The organism is Nocardioides sp. JCM 18999, from assembly GCF_055391175.1.
Genome location: NZ_AP043887.1, coordinates 510,490 through 528,392 on the forward strand (window position 1 = coordinate 510,490; position 17,903 = coordinate 528,392).

General features: G+C 69.8%; 16 protein-coding genes. 11 read left to right on the forward strand and 5 right to left on the reverse strand.

All coding sequences use genetic code 11. The annotated features are described in order from the left end of the window. Nucleotides 1-6 precede the first annotated feature (6 nt). A complete protein-coding gene (locus tag ACZ5J1_RS02415) occupies nt 7-1,107 on the reverse strand; it encodes a type IV pilus twitching motility protein PilT (protein ID WP_464562160.1) in 1,101 nt (366 codons plus the stop codon). Nucleotides 1,108-1,384: 277 nt separating this feature from the next. Here ACZ5J1_RS02415 and pilM point away from each other — a divergent pair, with 277 nt between their 5' ends. From pilM to ACZ5J1_RS02455, 8 genes are read left to right on the forward strand one after another with little or no spacing between them, the layout of a single operon-like run. Further along, a complete protein-coding gene (gene pilM, locus ACZ5J1_RS02420) occupies nt 1,385-2,512 on the forward strand; it encodes a type IV pilus assembly protein PilM (protein WP_464562161.1) in 1,128 nt (375 codons plus the stop codon). Further along, nucleotides 2,509-3,261: a PilN domain-containing protein gene (locus tag ACZ5J1_RS02425; protein ID WP_464562163.1), complete on the forward strand. Its 753-nt coding sequence runs from the start codon at nt 2,509-2,511 to the stop codon at nt 3,259-3,261. The genes pilM and ACZ5J1_RS02425 overlap by 4 nt, the downstream gene beginning before the upstream one ends. Continuing rightward, nucleotides 3,261-3,887 (forward strand): type IV pilus inner membrane component PilO, encoded by a 627-nt coding sequence (locus tag ACZ5J1_RS02430; RefSeq protein ID WP_464562165.1) that lies wholly within the window; start codon nt 3,261-3,263, stop codon nt 3,885-3,887. Before ACZ5J1_RS02425 ends, ACZ5J1_RS02430 begins: the two co-directional genes overlap by 1 nt. A gap of 16 nt (nt 3,888-3,903) precedes the next feature. Continuing rightward, entirely contained in the window at nt 3,904-4,986 is a 1,083-nt protein-coding gene (locus ACZ5J1_RS02435) for a hypothetical protein (protein ID WP_464562167.1), read from the forward strand. An 18-nt stretch (nt 4,987-5,004) separates the two neighbouring features. Further along, the gene (locus ACZ5J1_RS02440; RefSeq protein WP_464562169.1) at nt 5,005-5,829 is read left to right on the forward strand and encodes a hypothetical protein; all 825 of its coding nucleotides are present in this window, start codon (nt 5,005-5,007) and stop codon (nt 5,827-5,829) included. Then, complete coding sequence (locus ACZ5J1_RS02445; protein ID WP_464562170.1) at nt 5,829-6,647, forward strand: prepilin peptidase; 819 nt, start codon at nt 5,829-5,831, stop codon at nt 6,645-6,647. The genes ACZ5J1_RS02440 and ACZ5J1_RS02445 overlap by 1 nt, the downstream gene beginning before the upstream one ends. A 48-nt stretch (nt 6,648-6,695) precedes the next feature. After that, complete coding sequence (locus ACZ5J1_RS02450) at nt 6,696-7,433, forward strand: YwaF family protein (RefSeq protein WP_464562172.1); 738 nt, start codon at nt 6,696-6,698, stop codon at nt 7,431-7,433. After that, nucleotides 7,430-9,130: an alpha/beta-hydrolase family protein gene (locus ACZ5J1_RS02455; RefSeq protein ID WP_464562174.1), complete on the forward strand. Its 1,701-nt coding sequence runs from the start codon at nt 7,430-7,432 to the stop codon at nt 9,128-9,130. The genes ACZ5J1_RS02450 and ACZ5J1_RS02455 overlap by 4 nt, the downstream gene beginning before the upstream one ends. A gap of 11 nt (nt 9,131-9,141) precedes the next feature. Here the strand turns inward: ACZ5J1_RS02455 and ACZ5J1_RS02460 are convergent, their stop codons facing one another. Beyond that, the gene (locus ACZ5J1_RS02460; protein ID WP_464562175.1) at nt 9,142-9,528 is read right to left on the reverse strand and encodes a nitroreductase/quinone reductase family protein; all 387 of its coding nucleotides are present in this window, start codon (nt 9,526-9,528) and stop codon (nt 9,142-9,144) included. Nucleotides 9,529-9,792: 264 nt separating this feature from the next. Between ACZ5J1_RS02460 and ACZ5J1_RS02465 the strand changes: the two genes are divergently transcribed. Then, nucleotides 9,793-10,146, forward strand: coding sequence for an SHOCT domain-containing protein (locus ACZ5J1_RS02465; RefSeq protein ID WP_464562177.1), 354 nt, complete (start codon nt 9,793-9,795; stop codon nt 10,144-10,146). 139 nt (nt 10,147-10,285) lie between these two features. Here ACZ5J1_RS02465 and ACZ5J1_RS02470 read toward each other — a convergent pair whose 3' ends face one another. The 3 genes from ACZ5J1_RS02470 to ACZ5J1_RS02480 form a co-directional block, all read right to left on the reverse strand. Beyond that, on the reverse strand, nt 10,286-12,826 hold the full coding sequence (locus ACZ5J1_RS02470) for a LuxR C-terminal-related transcriptional regulator (RefSeq protein ID WP_464562178.1): 2,541 nt from the start codon (nt 12,824-12,826) through the stop codon (nt 10,286-10,288). Nucleotides 12,827-13,105: 279 nt separating this feature from the next. Beyond that, a complete protein-coding gene (locus ACZ5J1_RS02475; RefSeq protein ID WP_464562180.1) occupies nt 13,106-13,402 on the reverse strand; it encodes an SHOCT domain-containing protein in 297 nt (98 codons plus the stop codon). A 12-nt stretch (nt 13,403-13,414) separates the two neighbouring features. Beyond that, entirely contained in the window at nt 13,415-13,855 is a 441-nt protein-coding gene (locus ACZ5J1_RS02480; RefSeq protein WP_464562182.1) for a DUF6325 family protein, read from the reverse strand. Between the two features lie 279 nt (nt 13,856-14,134). On the opposite strand from ACZ5J1_RS02480, the gene ACZ5J1_RS02485 reads away from it, so the two are divergent. Next, the gene (locus ACZ5J1_RS02485; protein WP_464562184.1) at nt 14,135-16,861 is read left to right on the forward strand and encodes a cation-translocating P-type ATPase; all 2,727 of its coding nucleotides are present in this window, start codon (nt 14,135-14,137) and stop codon (nt 16,859-16,861) included. A 40-nt stretch (nt 16,862-16,901) separates the two neighbouring features. Then, the gene (argF, locus tag ACZ5J1_RS02490) at nt 16,902-17,903 is read left to right on the forward strand and encodes an ornithine carbamoyltransferase (protein ID WP_464562186.1); all 1,002 of its coding nucleotides are present in this window, start codon (nt 16,902-16,904) and stop codon (nt 17,901-17,903) included.

Consider the following 17,903-nt stretch of genomic DNA (forward strand, 5'->3'; position numbering starts at 1 on the left):
ATCTCCTCAGCCGACCCGGTCGACGAGGACAGGGGCGATTCCTGCACGCTTGAGCATCACTGACATGTCGTGGGTGTTGGAGCTGTACAACTTGGCGTCTGCGACCGAGACGGTGCCGTCCAGGACCATCCGGACCAGGTGCTGGTCGAAGGTGTGGGCGCCGTCGAAGTCGCCCGCCGAGATGATCTCGGTGATGGTGTCCGTCTTGGTCGGATCGGCGACGGCCTCGGCCAGTCGCGGGTTGTTGACCGCGATCTCCATCGCCACGGTCCGGCCGTCACCGTCGGCGCGGGGGAGCAGGCGCTGGCAGACGATGCCGCGCAACGACGTCGCGAGGCTGATCCGGACCTGCTTCTGCTCGTGCGGTGGGAAGAAGTCGATCAACCGGTTGATCGTCTCGGTCGCGTCGGTGGTGTGCAGGGTCGACATCACGAAGTGGCCGGTCTCGGCCGCTGCCAGGCAGGCTCGCACCGTCTCGGCGTCGCGCATCTCGCCGATCAGGATCACGTCGGGGTCCTGACGCATCGCCGCACGCATCGCGACCGTCCAGTCCGCCGTGTCCGTCCCGAGCTCGCGCTGGGTCACGCTGGCCTTCTTGTCCTGGTGCACGATCTCGATCGGATCCTCGATGGTGAGGATGTGCACCGGGCGGGTCGCGTTGATCGCGTCCACCATGGCGGACAGGGTCGTGCTCTTCCCGGAGCCGGTCGGGCCCGTCACCAGTACGAGTCCGCGTGGCTCGAGTGCCAGGCGCCGTACGACGTCGGGGAGACCGAGCTCCTCCAGGGACGGTGCGTTCATCCCCACCAGTCGCATCACGCAGCCGACCGCTCCACGGGAGCGGAACGCGTTCGTGCGGAAGCGGCCGATCCCGGGGACCGAGAGGGCGTAGTCGGCCTCGTTGCTCGACTCGTAACGTCGGCGGATCTCGGCCGACATCGTCTCCAGGATCAGGGACTCCGCGCCCTCGGCCGTGAGCGGCGGCAGGTCGAGGGGAGTCAGCGTGCCGGAGATCCGAATCTTCGGCGGGCTTCCGACCTTGAGATGGAGGTCGGATCCGTTGTTGACCACGACGGCTTGAAGTAGGGGCGCGATCTGGAGCGTCACAGGTGGATCCTCTCGACTAGGCCGTAGGTCCCTCTCGCGGCGCGATTTTTTTACCACCAGTAACTCAGGTCACATGCGTAACACGCCGAAAGAGTGCAGCTTTCTGGGGTCGGCCTGGGGTCGGCCTGGGGTAGGGCGTGGGCTCGGCCTGGGGTAGGTCCTGGGGGCAGGCGAGAAGCGCGCATCCCGAGGAAATCGGGCCAGCCGTCAAGTCGCGTCCTCCAGGTGCCGAAGAACTGGCGAACCACTGATTCGCGACGAGCAACGTGAGGACACGATGGGACGCAGCATGGTCGGTCTCGACATCGGCAGCACCGGTGTCCGTGCCGCGGAGCTCGTACGGGGTCGACGCCGGGCGACCCTGCGTCGGTTCGCGTCGGTGCCGCTCGGACCGGACGTCGTCCGCGGAGGCGTCGTCGTCGACGGCGATGCGCTGACCGCGGCGCTGCGCGAGCTCTGGTCGATCGGCCGGTTCGGATCCAAGGACGTCCACCTCGCGGTGGCGAACTCGAGCGTGCTGGTGCGCCAGATGGTGCTCGACTGGATGCCGCCGGACGACTTCCGCCAGGCGCTGCGCTACCAGGTCCAGGACGCGCTCCCGATGGCCGTCGACGACGCCAACCTCGACTACCACCTGCTCGAGGAGTTCGAGGTCGCCGACGGCGGATCAGCCCCGCGCAGGATGGTTCGGATCATCCTGGTCGCTGCGGCCCGTGAGGTCGTGGACCCGTTCGTCGACGCCGTACGTCGTGCCGGGCTCCGTCCCGAGGGCATCGACCTGGCGCCGTTCGCGCTCGTGCGAGCCCGCACTCCCGCTGGACTGGAGCCGGATGCGCAGACCGAGGCGATCGTGGACATCGGGGCCGATGTCGTCACCGTGGTCGTGCACACCGGCGGCGCGCCACGCTACGTTCGTATCATCCCGGACCTGGGTGGGGGCGTGATCACCCGATCCATCCAGGACGAGTTCGGGTGGAGCTGGGACGACGCCGAGCGCACGAAGGTCTTCGTCGGCCTGCCCGGTCACGCATCGATGGACGACGAGCAGCGTCAGGCGACGACCGGTCCGGTGGACGACCTCGACCACCCCGCCCAGAAGGCGGTCGTCGACGCGGCGAACCTGCTGGTCGGGGAGATCAGCACCACCCTCGACTTCTTCCGCGGATCGGCCGCCGAGGCCGGGGCGGGTGTGGACAGGAACGCGGACGTCGTCCGGATCGTCCTCACCGGCGCCGGATCACGGCTCGGCGGATTCCGCGAGCTGCTCGAGAGCCGGCTCGGCACGTCCGTCACCCACCTCGACGTGAAGCCGTTCCTGAAGGGATCCCGTAGCTCCGTGCTGACCCCGACCGACGAGTCCGCCCTCACCATCGCCGCGGGCCTGTGCGCAGGAGCGGGACGATGAAGAGCCGGGGTGGCGGCCACCACCCGCGGCCCGGCCTGCCCCAGGTCAACCTGCTCTCCCAGACCGATCTCGACCACATCTCCGCTCGCGGGGTTCGGACGGGGTTCGCCGTCTCCGCTCTCGCGCTCGTCGTGCTGATCGGCTGCGGCTGGCTCGTCCAGCACCAGCGGATCAACGCCGCTGAGGACGTCGTCGCGTCCGAGCAGGCCGAGACCGCGCGTCTCAGTGAACGGGCTCAGGAGCTGACCGCGATCAAGGCGTACGTCGCCGGCGTGGAGGCGCAGAAGCGGACCGTGGCCACGACGATGGCGCAGGAGGTCTACATCTCCCGTGTCCTCAACGGCGTGCGCGAGGCCAGCCCGGGCGGCACCTCGCTCCAGTCGATCTCCGTCACCCTCGCTCCCGTCGGGGCCGATCTGAGCGGTGCCAGCGCCGCGGTCTGCCCGGGGCCCGATCCCTTCCAGACCGAGCTGGTGGTGGGGTGCGTGACGCTCGCGGGCACCGCGGACTCCCGCGCCGAGGTCGGGAAGCTGGTCACCGCGCTCGCCGAGCGGGAGCTGTTCGTCGAGCCCTTCATCTCCACCACGACCACCGGTGACTCTCCGGGAGTGACGTTCAGCGGTTCCGTCGCCCTCTCGCCGAAGGTTTTCAGCGGTCGCTACGGCCCGATCCCGGATCCGGCACCGGCCGCCGCAGCGGCAGGTGCCTCCGCGGACAAGGCGGCCGGCGCGACGGGAGGGACTCCCTGATGGAACTGAACAGCCCCACCGCGAGCAAGGTCCTGGGAGCGCTCGGCCTGCTCGCTGTGATCGGACTCGGGTGGACCTTCGTCCTCGGGCCGGCGACCAGCTCGTTGTCGGACACCCGGGATCAGATCGAGTCCGTCCGTCAGCAGAACGCGACGCTCCAGCGCCAGCTCAGCCAGCTCGAGCAGCAGAAGGCCGCTCTGCAGAAGACCCGTCGGGAGGCGGCCGACCTCGCGGGCGAGTTCCCCCCGACGGCCGACCAGCCGGGCCTCTTCGCCCAGGTCACCGAGGCCGCGGTGGACGCAGGGATCGGTGCGAAGGGTGTCACCACGCTGGCTCCCACGCCCCCGATCATCAGCAGCTCCACCGGCGGCGTCACCGCAGAGGCGGGTGCGGTGTCGAACACGCTGGCGACCCAGGACGTCACCGTCTCGGTGACCGGGTCCTACGACCAGACCACGGCCCTGCTCAAGAACCTCGAGCACATGGATCGCGCCTACCTGATCACGTCGGTCACCCTGTCCGGCTCGGAGAAGGACGGCGGCGAGTACACCACCACGATCGACGGGCACATGTACGTGATGCCGCCGATCGCGGACCCCGACGACGCCGAGACCACGCAGAACTGATGGACGGAGTGTGACCATGGAACCCACACAGGCTGCCCTGGTTGCGGGGCTGCTGGTTCTCCTGCTGCTCCTCCTGGTGATCCGATCCGTCGGCCGCCGCAGGGAGCAGCGGGCTGCCGAGGCGCTGGACGCGCCCGGGTCCGAGGCAGCGGTGGTCGAGACCGAGCCCGAGCCCGAGCCCGAGCCCGAGCTCGAGGTCGAATCCGAGCTCGAGGTCGAAGCTGAACCTCCGGCTGAGCCGGCGATCGACGTTGCCACGGCCGACCCGGAGCCCGCCGTGGAGACGCCTCAGCAGGCACCCGTGAAGGGTCGGCGGCGGCTCGCCCGTCGGTCCCGCAGGGAACAGCCCGCCCAGGAAGAGCCCACAGTGGCTGAGTCGAGCGTCGCCGTGACCGAGAGCGTGGACCAGGCTGAGCTGCGAGTCCTGCGGGAGCAGCTCCGTGCGCTGGAGCAGGTCATCGAGGAGCGGGACGCGATCGCCCCCTCCGCTGCGGTGACGAAGGTCGAGCCGAACGAGCAGTCGCCGGACTACCTGCGGCAGGTGTCCCTCGTGGTTCGCGCCCTGGCCGAGCACACCAGTGCCGACGAGAGCCCCCGGCGTACGTTCGCCCGCGTGGCCGCAGCCGTGGAGCGGCTCGGGGTGCCGAACGAGATCGAGCGACCGATCCTCCCGGCCGACAACGCGCTGAGCGGTTCGCGGTCGGGTGCGGGGCTGCGCCCCAGCCACCGCGCCGACGAGCAGGGCACCCTGGACCCGGTGGCCTCCCCGACCACCGATGTCTTCTCCGGTCTGCGTGCGCTGCCGGTCGTCGATGTGCCGGTGATGCGCGTCCCGACGTCCGCGGTGTCGAGTCCACCACCAGCCGCGCTGGAGCCTGCGCTCCCCGAGCTGTCCGCGGACCAGCTCGCTGCCGCCGCGGCCGCGTGGCTGGACGAGCCCGTCGCGGTCGTGGCCGAGCACGGAACGGCGCGGGTGTCGCCGGACGATGCGGACCCCCTGACCCGTCGGCCGGCCAACAGCGTGCTGCCTGTCCCTCCGCCCACGACCCCCGAACCGACCGTCGGACGGCGGCGCCGCCAGTCCCGTGGCTCGCACTGATCGTCCGAGGCTCACGCGATGACCACCTTCACCCCTGACGTCGATCTGTCGGGTCCGCCCGAGCCGCCGGAACCGCTGACCGTCTCCGACCGGATGATCCGGCTGGCTGCGCGGTACGCGGCCGAGGGCGACGTACGCCGCGCGCAGCTGGCGTCGTGGGCGGCCGACGTCTACGTCCTCGAGAAGCTGCTCTGGGAGAACGGCCTCACCGAGGTGTCGGACCCGGTCGCGCAGCTGGCGGCCGTGGGCGAGTCCGTCGCCGACGCGCTGGAGGCGCTCGCCGACGGCATCACCGGTGACGTCATGCCGCTCGCGCTGGTGGAGGCCGCGCGTCGGGCGATGGTCACGACGTTCGACGGGTCCGTGCACGACGTGCTGTTCGAGCACCTCCCCTCGCTCGAGCACCTCGCCGCCTGCGCGCCGACGACTTCGACGGCTCCGACCGCGACCCGCGGCGGGACCCCGATCAGCGCCGAGCGGGCGGGCGCCCAGTCGGCGGGGGAGATGGTCGCCGAGCTGCGGCAGGCCGCCGCCGACTGCTTCCGTGTCGGCGAGGTGATGGACGTCGAGGGCGAGGCGACAGCCGCGGACCGGATGTCCCACCAGGCCGACGTGGCCACCTTCGAGGCGTACCTGATCGCGGCTGCGATCCACGCGGGCGATCACCGGTTGGCGTCGGTCGACCTGCGGTGGGAGCTCGCCCGCGAGCTTCGGCCCGAGACCTGGGCCGGCGCTACCGAGCGCGGAGGTTTCTCGACGCTGCGGCGTGAGCTGATCGCCCTGGTCGGCTCCGCCGAGATGGAGGCGTTGTGGCGAGCGTTCGAGTCCACGGGTGAGCCGTGATGGCCGACTACGTCGGCACGTTCGGCACCCTGCCTCCGACGTTCCTGCCCGCTCTCCTCGGTGTGCTCGGGCTGCTGATCGGCTCGTTCCTCAACGTCGTCGTCTACCGGGTGCCCGCCGGACTGTCCTTGGTGTCGCCTCCCTCGGCCTGCCCGGCCTGCGGCCACCCGGTCCGACCGCGCGACAACGTCCCGGTCCTCTCCTGGCTGCTGCTGCGTGGCGGCTGCCGTGACTGCGACGCCCCCATCTCCGTGCGGTACCCGATGGTGGAGCTCACGACCGGGTTGCTGTTCGCGCTGACCGGCTGGCGATTCGGTGCCTCGCCGTACACGCTGGCGGCGCTGGTCGTGATGGCCGCTGGCGTCGCCCTCTTCATGATCGACCTCGATCACCTGCGGCTGCCCTTCAAGGTCACCGGCGCCGCGGCCGTCGGCACCGTGCTGGCGCTCGGAGTCGACGTCGTCGTACGCGGGCCGGAGTCGATCCCCACGGCACTCGCCTCCACCGCGATCTGGCTCGCCGTGTACGGCGGCATCTGGCTCGTCACCGCCGGCCGGGGCATGGGCCTCGGCGATGTCGCCCTGGCCCCGGTCCTCGGACTGGCCCTCGGGTGGCTGGGCTGGGGCGCCAGCCTCGTCGGCCTGGCCTCGGGGTTCGTGATCGGAGCGGTCGTCGGCGTGGTGCTGATCGCGTCCGGGCGCCATCAGCGCGGTGCCCGGGTGCCGCACGGTCCGTTCCTGCTGAGCGGTGCCGCGGTCGGCCTGTTCGCCGGTGCCTCGTTGTGGGACGGCTACCTGCGGCTCGTCGGCCTGGCCTGACTCTGCCTGACTCTGGCTGACCCGGCAGCGCTGCTGCATCCTTGACGGGTGGACCTCCTGCTGCCGCAGCAGAGCTTCCAGGCGTTCTCAGGCCAGCACGCGCTGCTGCTGGTCATCACCGCTGTGGGCGCGGTCGGCGTCGTCTTCTGGGGACGCAGCCATCGTGGGACGGCGCGGGAGCTCGTCGCCCGGCGTTGCTTCGCCGCCGTGAACCTGACGGTCGTGCTGGTGATGCAGGTGTTCTGGTTGACCCCCGAGCATCGTTCGGCGAGCAGCTCGTGGCCGTTGCAGCTCTCCGACGTCGCCGACTACACCGCGGTGGTGGCGCTGTGGACCCGCGGTCAGCGCTCGTCCGCCTTCACCTACTACGTCGGCCTCACCCTCACCCTGATGGCACTGCTCACGCCGTCGCTCGGGTACTCCTTCCCCGATCCTCGCTTCTTCGGGTTCTGGCTCCGCCACATCCTCGTCGTGTGGGCGGCCATCTACCTGGTCTGGGGTCTCGGCTACCGACCGACCTGGCGCCACCTCGGCACCACGGTGCTGGCCGTCCTGGTCTGGGCGGTCGTCGTCTACAACCTCAACCTCGTCCTGGACACCAACTACGGCTACCTCGTTCGTACGCCGGCTGCTGCGACTCCGCTCGACTGGTTCGGTCCCTGGCCCTGGTACCTCCTCGCAGCCGGAGGAGTGCTCGTGACCATCTGGGCGCTCGCCTTCACCTGGCCCTGGGAGCTGGCGAAACGTCGCGCGGCCAGTGCGAAAGCGGTGGGAGGCACCGGATGACCGCTCCGGGCCTGCGAAGCCGACTGCTCGCGCAACCGTCGTGGTCCGGTGCCGCCGCGGGCCTGGTGTTCTGGTTCGCCTCGCTCACCCCGACGCTTATCCCGCGGGGGTGGCTGACCCAGAGCCTCGTCAGCGGTGTCTGCCTGGCACTCGGCTATGCGATCGGGGTGCTGATCGGGCGCGTTGTCGGGGCCGTCATCGCTCGCTGGCGCCAGGTCCCCTCACCTCAGCTGCGCCGACGTGCGTGGCTTGCTCTGGGTGCCCTCTGGATCGCTGCGCTGCTCGGCGGATCTGAGCTCTGGCTGCGGTGGCAGCGCGATCAGCTGGACGTGATGGGCATGCCGAGCATCGGTGGTGGGGACGCCGTCCTGGCGACGGTGACCGGGCTCGCGGTGGCGGTGCTGATCGTCATCGTCGTCCGCCTGGCTGTCCACGGCGGCACGCTCCTGCACGGCCGTGTGGCGCGCCGGGTTCCGAGCCGCAACGCTGCCGTGGTGGTCACGGCCGGTCTGCTGGCGCTGGGCATGGTCCTGATCGGGGGAGGGTTGGTGGCCGGGGTCAGCGGCTGGGCGGGATCCCACTACGGCGCCGACAACGAGATCACCGAGGACGGGATCACCCCGCCGACCTCGGCAGCCGTGTCGGGGAGCCCGGAGTCGTTGGTCCCGTGGAACACGTTGGGGCGGACAGGTCGCACCTTCACTGCCACGGCGACCACGGCCGCGGACCTCGCACGCTTCCACGGACCCGCTGCCCCCGTCACCGAGCCGGTCCGGGTCTACGTCGGCGTACGGTCCGCCGACACGCTCCAGGCCCGCGCGGATCTCGCCGTGCGGGAGCTGGAACGCACGGGGGGCTTCGACCGGTCCGTCCTGGTGGTGTGGATCCCCACCGGATCGGGCTGGATGATCTCCGAGGCCGCCGAAGCGGTGGAACAGCTCCACGCAGGGGACACCGCCATCGTCGGGATCCAGTACTCCTACCTGCCGAGCCTGTTCGCGGTGTTCCTCGATGCCGGCCTCGCCGAGGAGGCCGGGTCGATCCTGTTCAGCACCGTCGCCGAGCGCTGGTCCCGCCTTCCGGCTGACTCACGACCGAAGCTCCTCATCTTCGGCAAGAGCCTCGGTACGGCCGGGGTGGAGGCCCCGTTCGGAGCGGTCGACGCCACGTCGTCGGTGGCCAACCTCGCCGCACGCACCGACGGAGCGCTGATCGTCGGGGGCAAGCACGGCAACCCGGTCCTGTCCCAGGTGACCGCGGAGCGCGACGGCGGTTCGCCGGTCTGGCAGCCCGTCTTCGATGCAGGCCGGACCGTCCGGTTCCTCAACCGAGATCCAGCACGTCAGCAGTCCGTCCCACCGTCGTCGGAGCCGCGGGTGGTGTACCTCCAGCACCCCTCGGACCCCGTTCCGTTCTGGGGTCTCGACGCGCTGTGGGATCCACCGGAGTGGATGGACCATCCGCGTGGCTACGACGTTCCCTCGGCGGCGCGGTGGTTCCCGATCGTCTCCGCCGTCCAGGCCGTCGCCGATCAGATCCACCAGCTCGGTCCACCTCCAGGCTTCGGGCACGACTACGCCAGCGAGTACGTCGACGGCTGGGCGGCCGTCCTCCCTCCCGCAGGGTGGACCCCAGCCGACACCCGACGGCTCGAGCACTTCCTCGACCACGGTGGATCCGGGGAGAGCGGCGAGTAGCTCGCGGTGACTCAGCCCTGCGTGCGCAGGAAGCGGAACTGTTCACGGTGGAGCACCGCCAGGATGATGCCGGCCGGACCGGCGAAGGCGGCTCGTCCGACCTCGGCCGAGACGGTCTCGATCGCCTCGATGTGGTGCCAGGTGCCGCGGAACAACAGATCACCCTCGCCGGCCGCGACGAGGTTGCGGTACCAGGCGACCTGGTCGCCGTAGGTGAGCTCGCACATGAACCCGCCGTCGACCGGCGCGACGATGATCGGGGTCTCGTAGATCGTGCCAGACTTGCGGCCGCGGTGGCGGACCAGGGAGATCGGCCCGTGTCCCGTCCGAGCGAGACGAGTCGTCGCCTTGTTCAGGGTGCGGTCGATCAGTCTCAACCACGCCTGTTTGAGCTTCATCGGTACTCCTCTGGCGGCCTCCGGACCGATCCCGGTCTCCCTGCAGGCTAGCCGGGGTGGGCCGAACCCCAGGTCCTGGCCGAAATTCGCCATTCCCTACCCCCTGAGGGGTGGTTGAAGGGGGTTGTCACCCGACCCGCCACCCGGCAGCATGGTCGCCGAAGCCGGACTCCTTTTTGGGAGCAGGTCCGGCTACTACTAAGCGCTCAGGAGGCGTAAATGGTTTCGGTTCTGGAGTACACGCCCGGCGATGTTTTCCTGTCCATGTTGTGGTTCTTCCTGTTCTTCATCTGGATCTGGCTGCTCATCACCGTGTTCAGCGACATCTTCCGGAGCGACGACCTGGGCGGGTGGGGCAAGGCACTGTGGACGATCTTCGTGATCTTCCTGCCCTACCTCGGTGTCTTCGTCTACCTGATCGCCCGTGGCAAGAAGATGGGTGAGCACGCCGTGCGCGACGCCCAGCGGCGTGACGACCAGATGCGGCAGTACGTCCAGAGCGTCTCCGGCGGCGGCACCAGCACCGCTGCTGAGATCGCTCAGCTCGCCGAGCTGCAGAAGAGCGGCAGCATCACCGAGGCCGAGTTCCAGCAGGCCAAGGCGAAGCTCCTGTCCTGACGATTGCTGAAGACCGGCCCGGTCGCTGCGGAAGCAGCGGCCGGGCCGGTCTCATTGGCGCACCAGACGGGCCATCTCGGCGGCCCATTCCGGCCATCTCGGCGGGCCAGACGGGCCATCTCGGCGAAAGAAGGCAGGGTCAGGCGCGGCGGAGGAGGCCGATCCGGCGGGCGGCGTCGACCGCTTCGGCGCGGCTGTTCACGCCGAGCTTCTGGTAGATCACGCGCAGGTGGAACTTGAGCGTGTTGTGCGAGACGAAGAGCTCCGAGGCGACCTCGTGCAGGGTGAGGCGGCTCGGGAGCAGCCGGAGCACCTCGCGCTCGCGGGCGGTGAGGATGTCCGAGCGGGACTCGGGCTGGTGGGGGGCGGAGATCTCGGCGTTGGTGATCACCAAGCGCAGCCGCTGCATCCACGCGTCGGGGACCCGCCAGGCGGCGAGCTCGAAGAGGTCCGCGACCTCGCGGCCCTCGGCGCCGACCGTCTCCAGCATCCCGCGCTCGGCGGCGAGCTCGCAGGCGGCCAGGACCGACTTCTCCGCCTGCGGACGATCGTCGTGCCGCAACGTCGAGGCCGCCATCAGGTGGCGGATCACCTCGTGCCGGGCGCAGCGCGGCTTCGCGTACTTGAGCGCGGTCGCCGCCTGGCCGTGCTCGTGCCGGGCCGCGGCCACCCGCACCTCGCCGATCGGGCGCCAGAACGGGTCCTCGATCCGTCGCGCCCACCGCTCGGCGGCGTCCAGATCACCGCGGGCGGTCTCCAGGATCACCCCGGAGCGGGCCAGACGATCGGTCGCCGACCTCCGTGCCCGGGTCGCCTCGCAGGCCTCGGACGCGGCGTGGAAGACGCCGTCCGCCTCGTCGATCTCGCCGTTGGACAGGTGCAGCGCCACCAGCTCCAGCTGGGCCGTCAGCTGGATGAACGGGTTGGGGTACGACGGGTGGCGCGTCAGCTCCTCGAGCAACCGGCGTGCCTGGGACTTGTCGCCGAGCTCCCGCGCGGCGACCGCCTCACCGAGGGTCAGCTCGCTCTGCACCGTGCTGAGACCGCTCGCGGCCAGGCTCTGTCGACCCGCAGTCGTCGTCCGCAGCGCCTCGTACGGGCTGCCCGACAGGGCCAGGCCGATCGCGCGGGTTCCCTCCAGGGCGATGGCGCGCTGCGGGTGGTGGCTGGTGCCCGCCTTCGCCCGGGTGACATCGGGGCTGGCGTCGTCCCAGCGTTCGTCGAGCGCGATGCCGTGGGCGACCAGGGACCAACCGAACTGGCCCAGGGTGTCGAGCCAGGCCGGCTCCTGCACCAGCTCGAGGGCCGAGCGCGCGTAGCGCTCGCACTCGTTCCAGTCGCCGCCGATCAGCGCGGACATCGAGCGCAGCGTCATCAGGCGTCCGTTGCTCCGGTCCGCCTCGGCCGTGGCGTCCTCCGCCGCGGAGACGGCGAGCTCGAACGTGTTCTTGTCGAGGAAGAGCTGGCACCAGGCCAGATCGATCAGGGCGGTGGCATCGGCGTCGACGAGGTGCGGCGCGATCTCGTCCAGCTTCTCCCGGATCACCTCCGACTGGCCGGCCTCGAACAGCTCCGAGGACAGGGACGCCAGGATCCGTACGGCGTCGCTGTACATGCCGGACGCCATCCAGTGGTCCAGGGCGCTGCGTTGGTCGCCTGCGCCTTCGAACCATTCGGCTGCGCGGATGTGCTGACGACGCACTCGGTCGGGCCAGCGTCGTTGCAACTCGTCGAGCAGGAGCCCGCGCACCAGCCCGTGCATCTCGAACCAGCCACCGTCGACCTTGGTCAGGAACAGGCCACGGTTCTCGGCCTCGGCCAGGAGGTCGCCGGTGTCGGCCCGCAGCGTCAGGGCTTCGGCGATCGGGTAGCTCACCTCCTCGACGACGGCGATGTCGAGCAGGAGGTCGACCATCCGAGGGCGCTCAGCTCCCAGCACCTCGTGCCAGAGGTAGTCGATCACGATGCCGTCCGAGCCGACCGGGGTCTCGTGGGGATCGGCATCGGGGCCGTGCAGGGCCTCGCGCTGCGACCGCACTGCCAGGGCGGCCAGCTGGATCGCCGCGGCCCACCCGCCAGCCCAGGCCGTCACATCGGGAAGCTCCTGCGGGCTGGCGTCGGGGCAGAGGCCGCTGAGCAGCTCGGTCGCCTCGGCCTCGGTGAACTTCAGCGCGTCGAACGTGACGTCGGCCAACGTGCCGGCCGCGCGCAACCGGTCGACCGGCAGCGGTAGCCGACGGCGGCTGATCAGCAGGAGGCCCAGCCAGTCAGGCTTGTGCTCGACGAAGGCGGCGATCGCCGCAGCAGCAGTGGGATCGTCGTCGAGCCGGTGCACGTCGTCGAGGACCAGCATCACGGGCTCGGTCCACAGATCCTCGAGCACGTTCACCAGGATGTGGACGCTGTCGTCTCCGGTGGGGGAGGGCAGCAGGGTCAGCTCGGAGGCGACGGCCTCGGCCATGCCGGGCACGACCCGGTCGAGGACTGCCGCCAGCGACTCGACCAGGTGCCGCGGATCGCGGTCCGCCTCGTCCAGGGTGAGCCAGGCACCGGTGCGGGGTAGGCGGCGCAGCCAGTCCGCGGCGAGGGTGGTCTTCCCCGCCCCTGCCGGGGCGACCAACGCCGTGACGGGATAGTCGGAGAGGCTGGTGAGGAGGTCGTTGAGGCGCACTCGAGCCACGAAGTGCCGCGGCTTCGCGGGCACCCGGAGGCGTGACCGGAAGAACGGTGAATCGTGCCCACCCCGGGAGGGGTAAGAGGGACTGCTCGGATCTACCAAGGTTCCGTCTCCTGACGGCGGCCGGCGGGGATCTACGCGAGAATCGATGCTAGGGCAAGGGCACGACACCCTGTCAACGGTTGGCCTGCGCTCGTGGACGAACTGTGGATCGTCGAAACTGCGGGCGTGGAACAGGGGTGGGTCCTCAGGACCCACCCCTGTTCGGGTACGAGCGCCGGATCAGGCGAGCAGCGCGGCCTTCTGGGCCGTGAATTCCTCGTCGGTCAGGATGCCGCGGGCGTGCAGGTCGCCGAGCTTCTCCAGCTTGGTGATGATGTCGTCCTCCGCCGGAGCGGCCGGGGCGGGCGGCGGCGGGGCGTACTGCTGCTGCGGCGGCGCGGCCTGCTGGGCCTGGTACTGCTCAGCCTGGTACTGCTGCTCCCAGCGTCCGGCTTGGCGTCGCGACACCCGGTTGGACACGGCCGTCGCCGTTCCCGCGACGACCGCGGTGCGTGCCATTCCTCGAACAAGTCCCATGGGTCAGTCCTCTCATTCCGCCGGAGATCCGGCTTCCAGTTCGTCAAGTGCGGCCAGGACCTCGTCGGCAGGGATGCGCCCGCTGGCGATGACCTCGGCGCCGTTGTTCCGCAGCGCGCTGACGAACGGCCCGGCCCACGTGTTCTCGTAGATCAGGACGCCGACGGCGTTGCCCGGCTCGATCAGGCTCGCGCTCTGGGCGAGGTCGTCCTCGTCGATCAGGCCGGACTCGATGCCTGAGAAGACCGCGAGGTCCAGCTCTCCGTCGCCATCGAGGTCGGCGATCGCGACGGCCGTGAAGGTCCCGTCCAGCTCGACCTTCGCGACCCGGAGGTCGAGGATCCGGATGATGCCGGCGTCGACGAGGTTCAGCAGCTCGGCGAGTCCCTCACCGTCCAGCCTGGCGCCGGGGAACTCCACGGCCAAGTAGTCGATCGGTCCAACATCTGTCATCGGTGACTCCCTCATGCGTAGGACTTCAAGAACGATTCGAGGCTCCCACCGCGTTCTGCGGACTCACACCACCCGCGCAAGGGGGGGATTCGATGGATCCAGACCGTAGCCGGGCGCCCCAAAACTCCGCAGCGGAATGACCCGCCTGAGTCAGAGGTCCTAGGACCCCAGCGCCAACCCCACCCTGCGAGGGGTGAGGCCGGACCACCCGCCCCCTCTCCACGATCGACGAGCAACGACGCTTTGGGCGAGGATCGCGCCCCTTCGGGGAGGAAACGCATGACCAGTAATGAGACTTCGAAGCTCGCAGGAAGCGGCGTGGTCGATCCCGTCTCGTCGGGGGCGGGTGAGCTCGCGGTCTCCCTGGGCGTCGATCCAGAACGCGGACTCTCCGCGACCGAAGCGGCGGCCCGGCTCGAGACCTACGGCCACAACCGCCTCGCCGAGGGCAAGCACGAGCCCGGCTGGCGGGCGTTCCTCCGCCAGTACGAGGACTTCATGCAGCTCGTGCTCGTCGCAGCCGCGGTGATCAACCAGATCGTCACCGGTGACACTGGCACGACCGTCGTCCTGATCGGTCTCACCGTCTTCAACGCCGTCGTCGGCCTCCGGCAGGAGTCCAAGGCCGAGAACAGCGTCAAGGCGCTCTCCCAGATGATGAAGACGATCACCCGGGTGCGGCGCGACGGCGTGGCGATCGAGATCGACGCCGAGGAGCTGGTCCCCGGAGACGTCGTCCTGGTGGAGGCCGGCAACCGCGTTCCCGCCGACGCTCGGGTGGTGGTCGCTGCCACGCTCGAGATCGAGGAGGCGGCCCTCACCGGCGAGAGCCTCCCGGTGGGGAAGTCGATCGACCCCGTGCTCGGCGACGAGGTGCCGCTGGGCGACCGGGTGTGCATGGCCTACATGAACACCTCCGTCACGCGCGGGCGCGGTGAGCTGATCGTCACCTCGACCGGCATGAGCACGGAGATCGGGCACATCGCCCACATGCTCGCCAACACCACCGCCAACAAGACGCCGCTGCAGAAGCAGCTCGACTCGTTGTCCAAGATCATCGCCTCGATCGCGGGCGTCGCCCTGATCATCGTGGTCCTGCTCGGCCTGGCGCGGGGAGAGTCGTTCGACACCCTGTTCATCACCGGCGTCGCGCTCGCCGTCGCCGCCATCCCCACCGGTCTCCCCGCGGTCGTCACGGCGCTGCTGTCGATGGGGACGCGCGAGATCGCCGCCCGGCACGCCATCGTCAAGCGGCTCCCGGCCGTCGAGACCCTGGGATCGACCTCGGCGATCTGCTCGGACAAGACCGGCACGCTCACCCTGAACAAGATGACCGCCCGCGAGATCGTGATCCCCGGGCAGAACCGCTACACCGTCTCCGGTGAGGGCTACAGCACGGCCGGCCAGATCAGCCACGTCGGCGGCCAGCGCTACGACCTCGACCCCTACCTGCTCCCGATGGTGCTCTGCGCCGACGCGGTGCTCGACGGGGAGAACCTGATCGGCGACCCGACCGAGGGCGCCCTGATCGTCCTCGGCGCCAAGGGCGGGCTCGACATCACCGAGACCCGGGCGGCCCACCCCCGGGTGGCCGAGGTGCCGTTCGACTCCGACTACAAGTTCATGGCGACCTTCCACGACGCCGTCTCCGACTCCGGCCAGCCGGTCGTGCGCTGCTACGTCAAGGGTGCCCCCGACGTGCTGCTCGCCCGGTCCGCCTCGCTGCGGCACCCGGACGGCACGATCGTCCCGATCACCGACGAGACCCGGCCGCTCGCGGTCGCCGCCAACGACGAGATCGCCGCCAAGGGTGAGCGCGTCATGGTCGTCGCCCAGCGCGACTTCGCACCTGCCGACGTGGTCCGCGACGGCAACAACTTCGAGCTCGTGACCGACCTGACCCTGCTGGCCATGGTCGGCATCGTCGACCCGCCGCGACCCGAGGCCAAGGTCGCCATCGCCGAGTGCCACTCGGCCGGGATCCAGGTCCGGATGATCACCGGTGACCACGCCACGACCGCGGCCGCCATCGCCTCCGAGCTGGGCATCGAGGGACGGGCCATCACCGGCGCCGAGTTCGCCGCGATGAGTGACCCCGAGCTCCTGTCGCAGATCGACGAGATCGGCGTCGTGGCCCGCGTCGCTCCCGAGGACAAGGTGCGCCTGGTCCGCCTGCTGCAGGAGAAGGGCAACGTCGTCGCGATGACCGGCGACGGGGTCAACGACGCTCCGGCGCTGAAGAAGGCCGACATCGGTGTCGCGATGGGGATCACCGGGACGGAGGTGTCCAAGGAAGCCGCGGTCATGGTGCTCACCGACGACAACTTCGCCACCATCGTCGGCGCGGTCTCCTACGGACGGGCTCTCTACGACAACCTGCTCAAGTACCTGCGCTTCCAGATGTCCACCCTGGTGGCCTACATCGCGGTGTTCATCGGCGCCGGCATCCTCAACATCGCCAACGGCTCGCCGCTCAACCCGCTGCAGATCCTGTGGCTCAACATGGTCATCGACCTGCCGCTCGCGATCGCGCTCGGCTTCGACCGGCCGGCGCAGGGTCTGATGAAGCTGCCCCCGCGCAAGGTCGGAGCCCCCGTGCTCTCCACGGCGAACTGGGTCCGGCTGTGCATCCAGGGAGCGGTGATGACGATCGGGGCGCTCGCGGCCTACCAGATCGGCGACCACCAGGCCGACGCCGTCGTCGCCTCGACGATGCTGCTCACCGCGTTGGCCTTCTTCCACCTGTTCGGCGCCCTGCTCAGCCGGGACCAGATCGGCACCATCTTCGACCGGGACGCGATCCCGGCTGCCAGCCAGCTCAAGCTCTACGGCATCTCGTTGATCGCGATCGTGGCGGTCACCGGCCTCGACCTGCTCGAGCGGATCGTCGGCACGACCGGCCTGACCTTCGACCAGTGGTGCATCTGCGTCGGGATCGCCGCCTCGATCATCGTGGTCGAGGAGCTGATCAAGCTCGTGCTCCGACGCCAGCACGCCCACGCCTGACCCGCCCGCCCGCGATCCACGTCCTCAAGGAGAACTCCCCATGTCGTTCAACCTGCGCAACCGCAGCTTCCTCAAGGAGCTCGACTTCACCCCGGGCGAGCTGAAGTTCCTGCTGAAGCTCTCCGCGGACCTCAAGGCCGCCAAGTACGCCGGCTACGAGCAGCCCACCCTGACCGGCAAGCAGATCGCGTTGATCTTCGAGAAGACCTCGACCCGCACCCGCACCGCGTTCGAGGCGGCCGCCAAGGACCAGGGCGCGCACGTGACCTACCTGGAGCCGAGCGGCTCCCAGATCGGCCACAAGGAGTCGATGAAGGACACCGCCCGCGTGCTGGGCCGGACCTTCGACGGGATCGAGTACCGCGGCTCGGCGCAGGCGAACGTGGAGACCCTCGCGGAGTACGCCGGCGTGCCGGTGTGGAACGGGCTGACCGACGAGTTCCACCCCACCCAGATCCTGGCCGACGTCCTGACCATGACCGAGCACGCCGAGAAGCACCTCAGCGAGATCGCGTTCTGCTACCTCGGCGACGCCCGCAACAACATGGGGAACTCCCTCATGATCGGCGGAGTGAAGTTCGGCATGGACGTCCGACTCTGCGCGCCCCGCGAGCTGTGGCCCGCCGACGAGCTGATCGACCAGGCCCGCGCGATCGCGGCCGAGACCGGTGCCCGGCTGACGCTGACCGAGGACGTCGACGAGGGGGTCGCCGGCGCCGACTACCTCTACACCGACGTGTGGGTCTCCATGGGTGAGGACCACAGTGTCTGGGCCGAGCGGATCCGGCTGCTGACGCCGTACCAGATCAACTCCGACGTGCTGGCGCGGACGAAGAACCCGAACGTGAAGTTCATGCACTGCCTGCCGGCCTTCCACAACCGGGAGACCAAGGTGGGGGAGGAGATCTTCCAGGAGTTCGGTCTCGAAGCGCTCGAGGTCACCGACGAGGTCTTCGAGTCCGAGCACTCGATCGTCTTCGACCAGGCCGAGAACCGGCTGCACACGATCAAGGCGATCATGGTCGCCACGCTCGGGGACTGA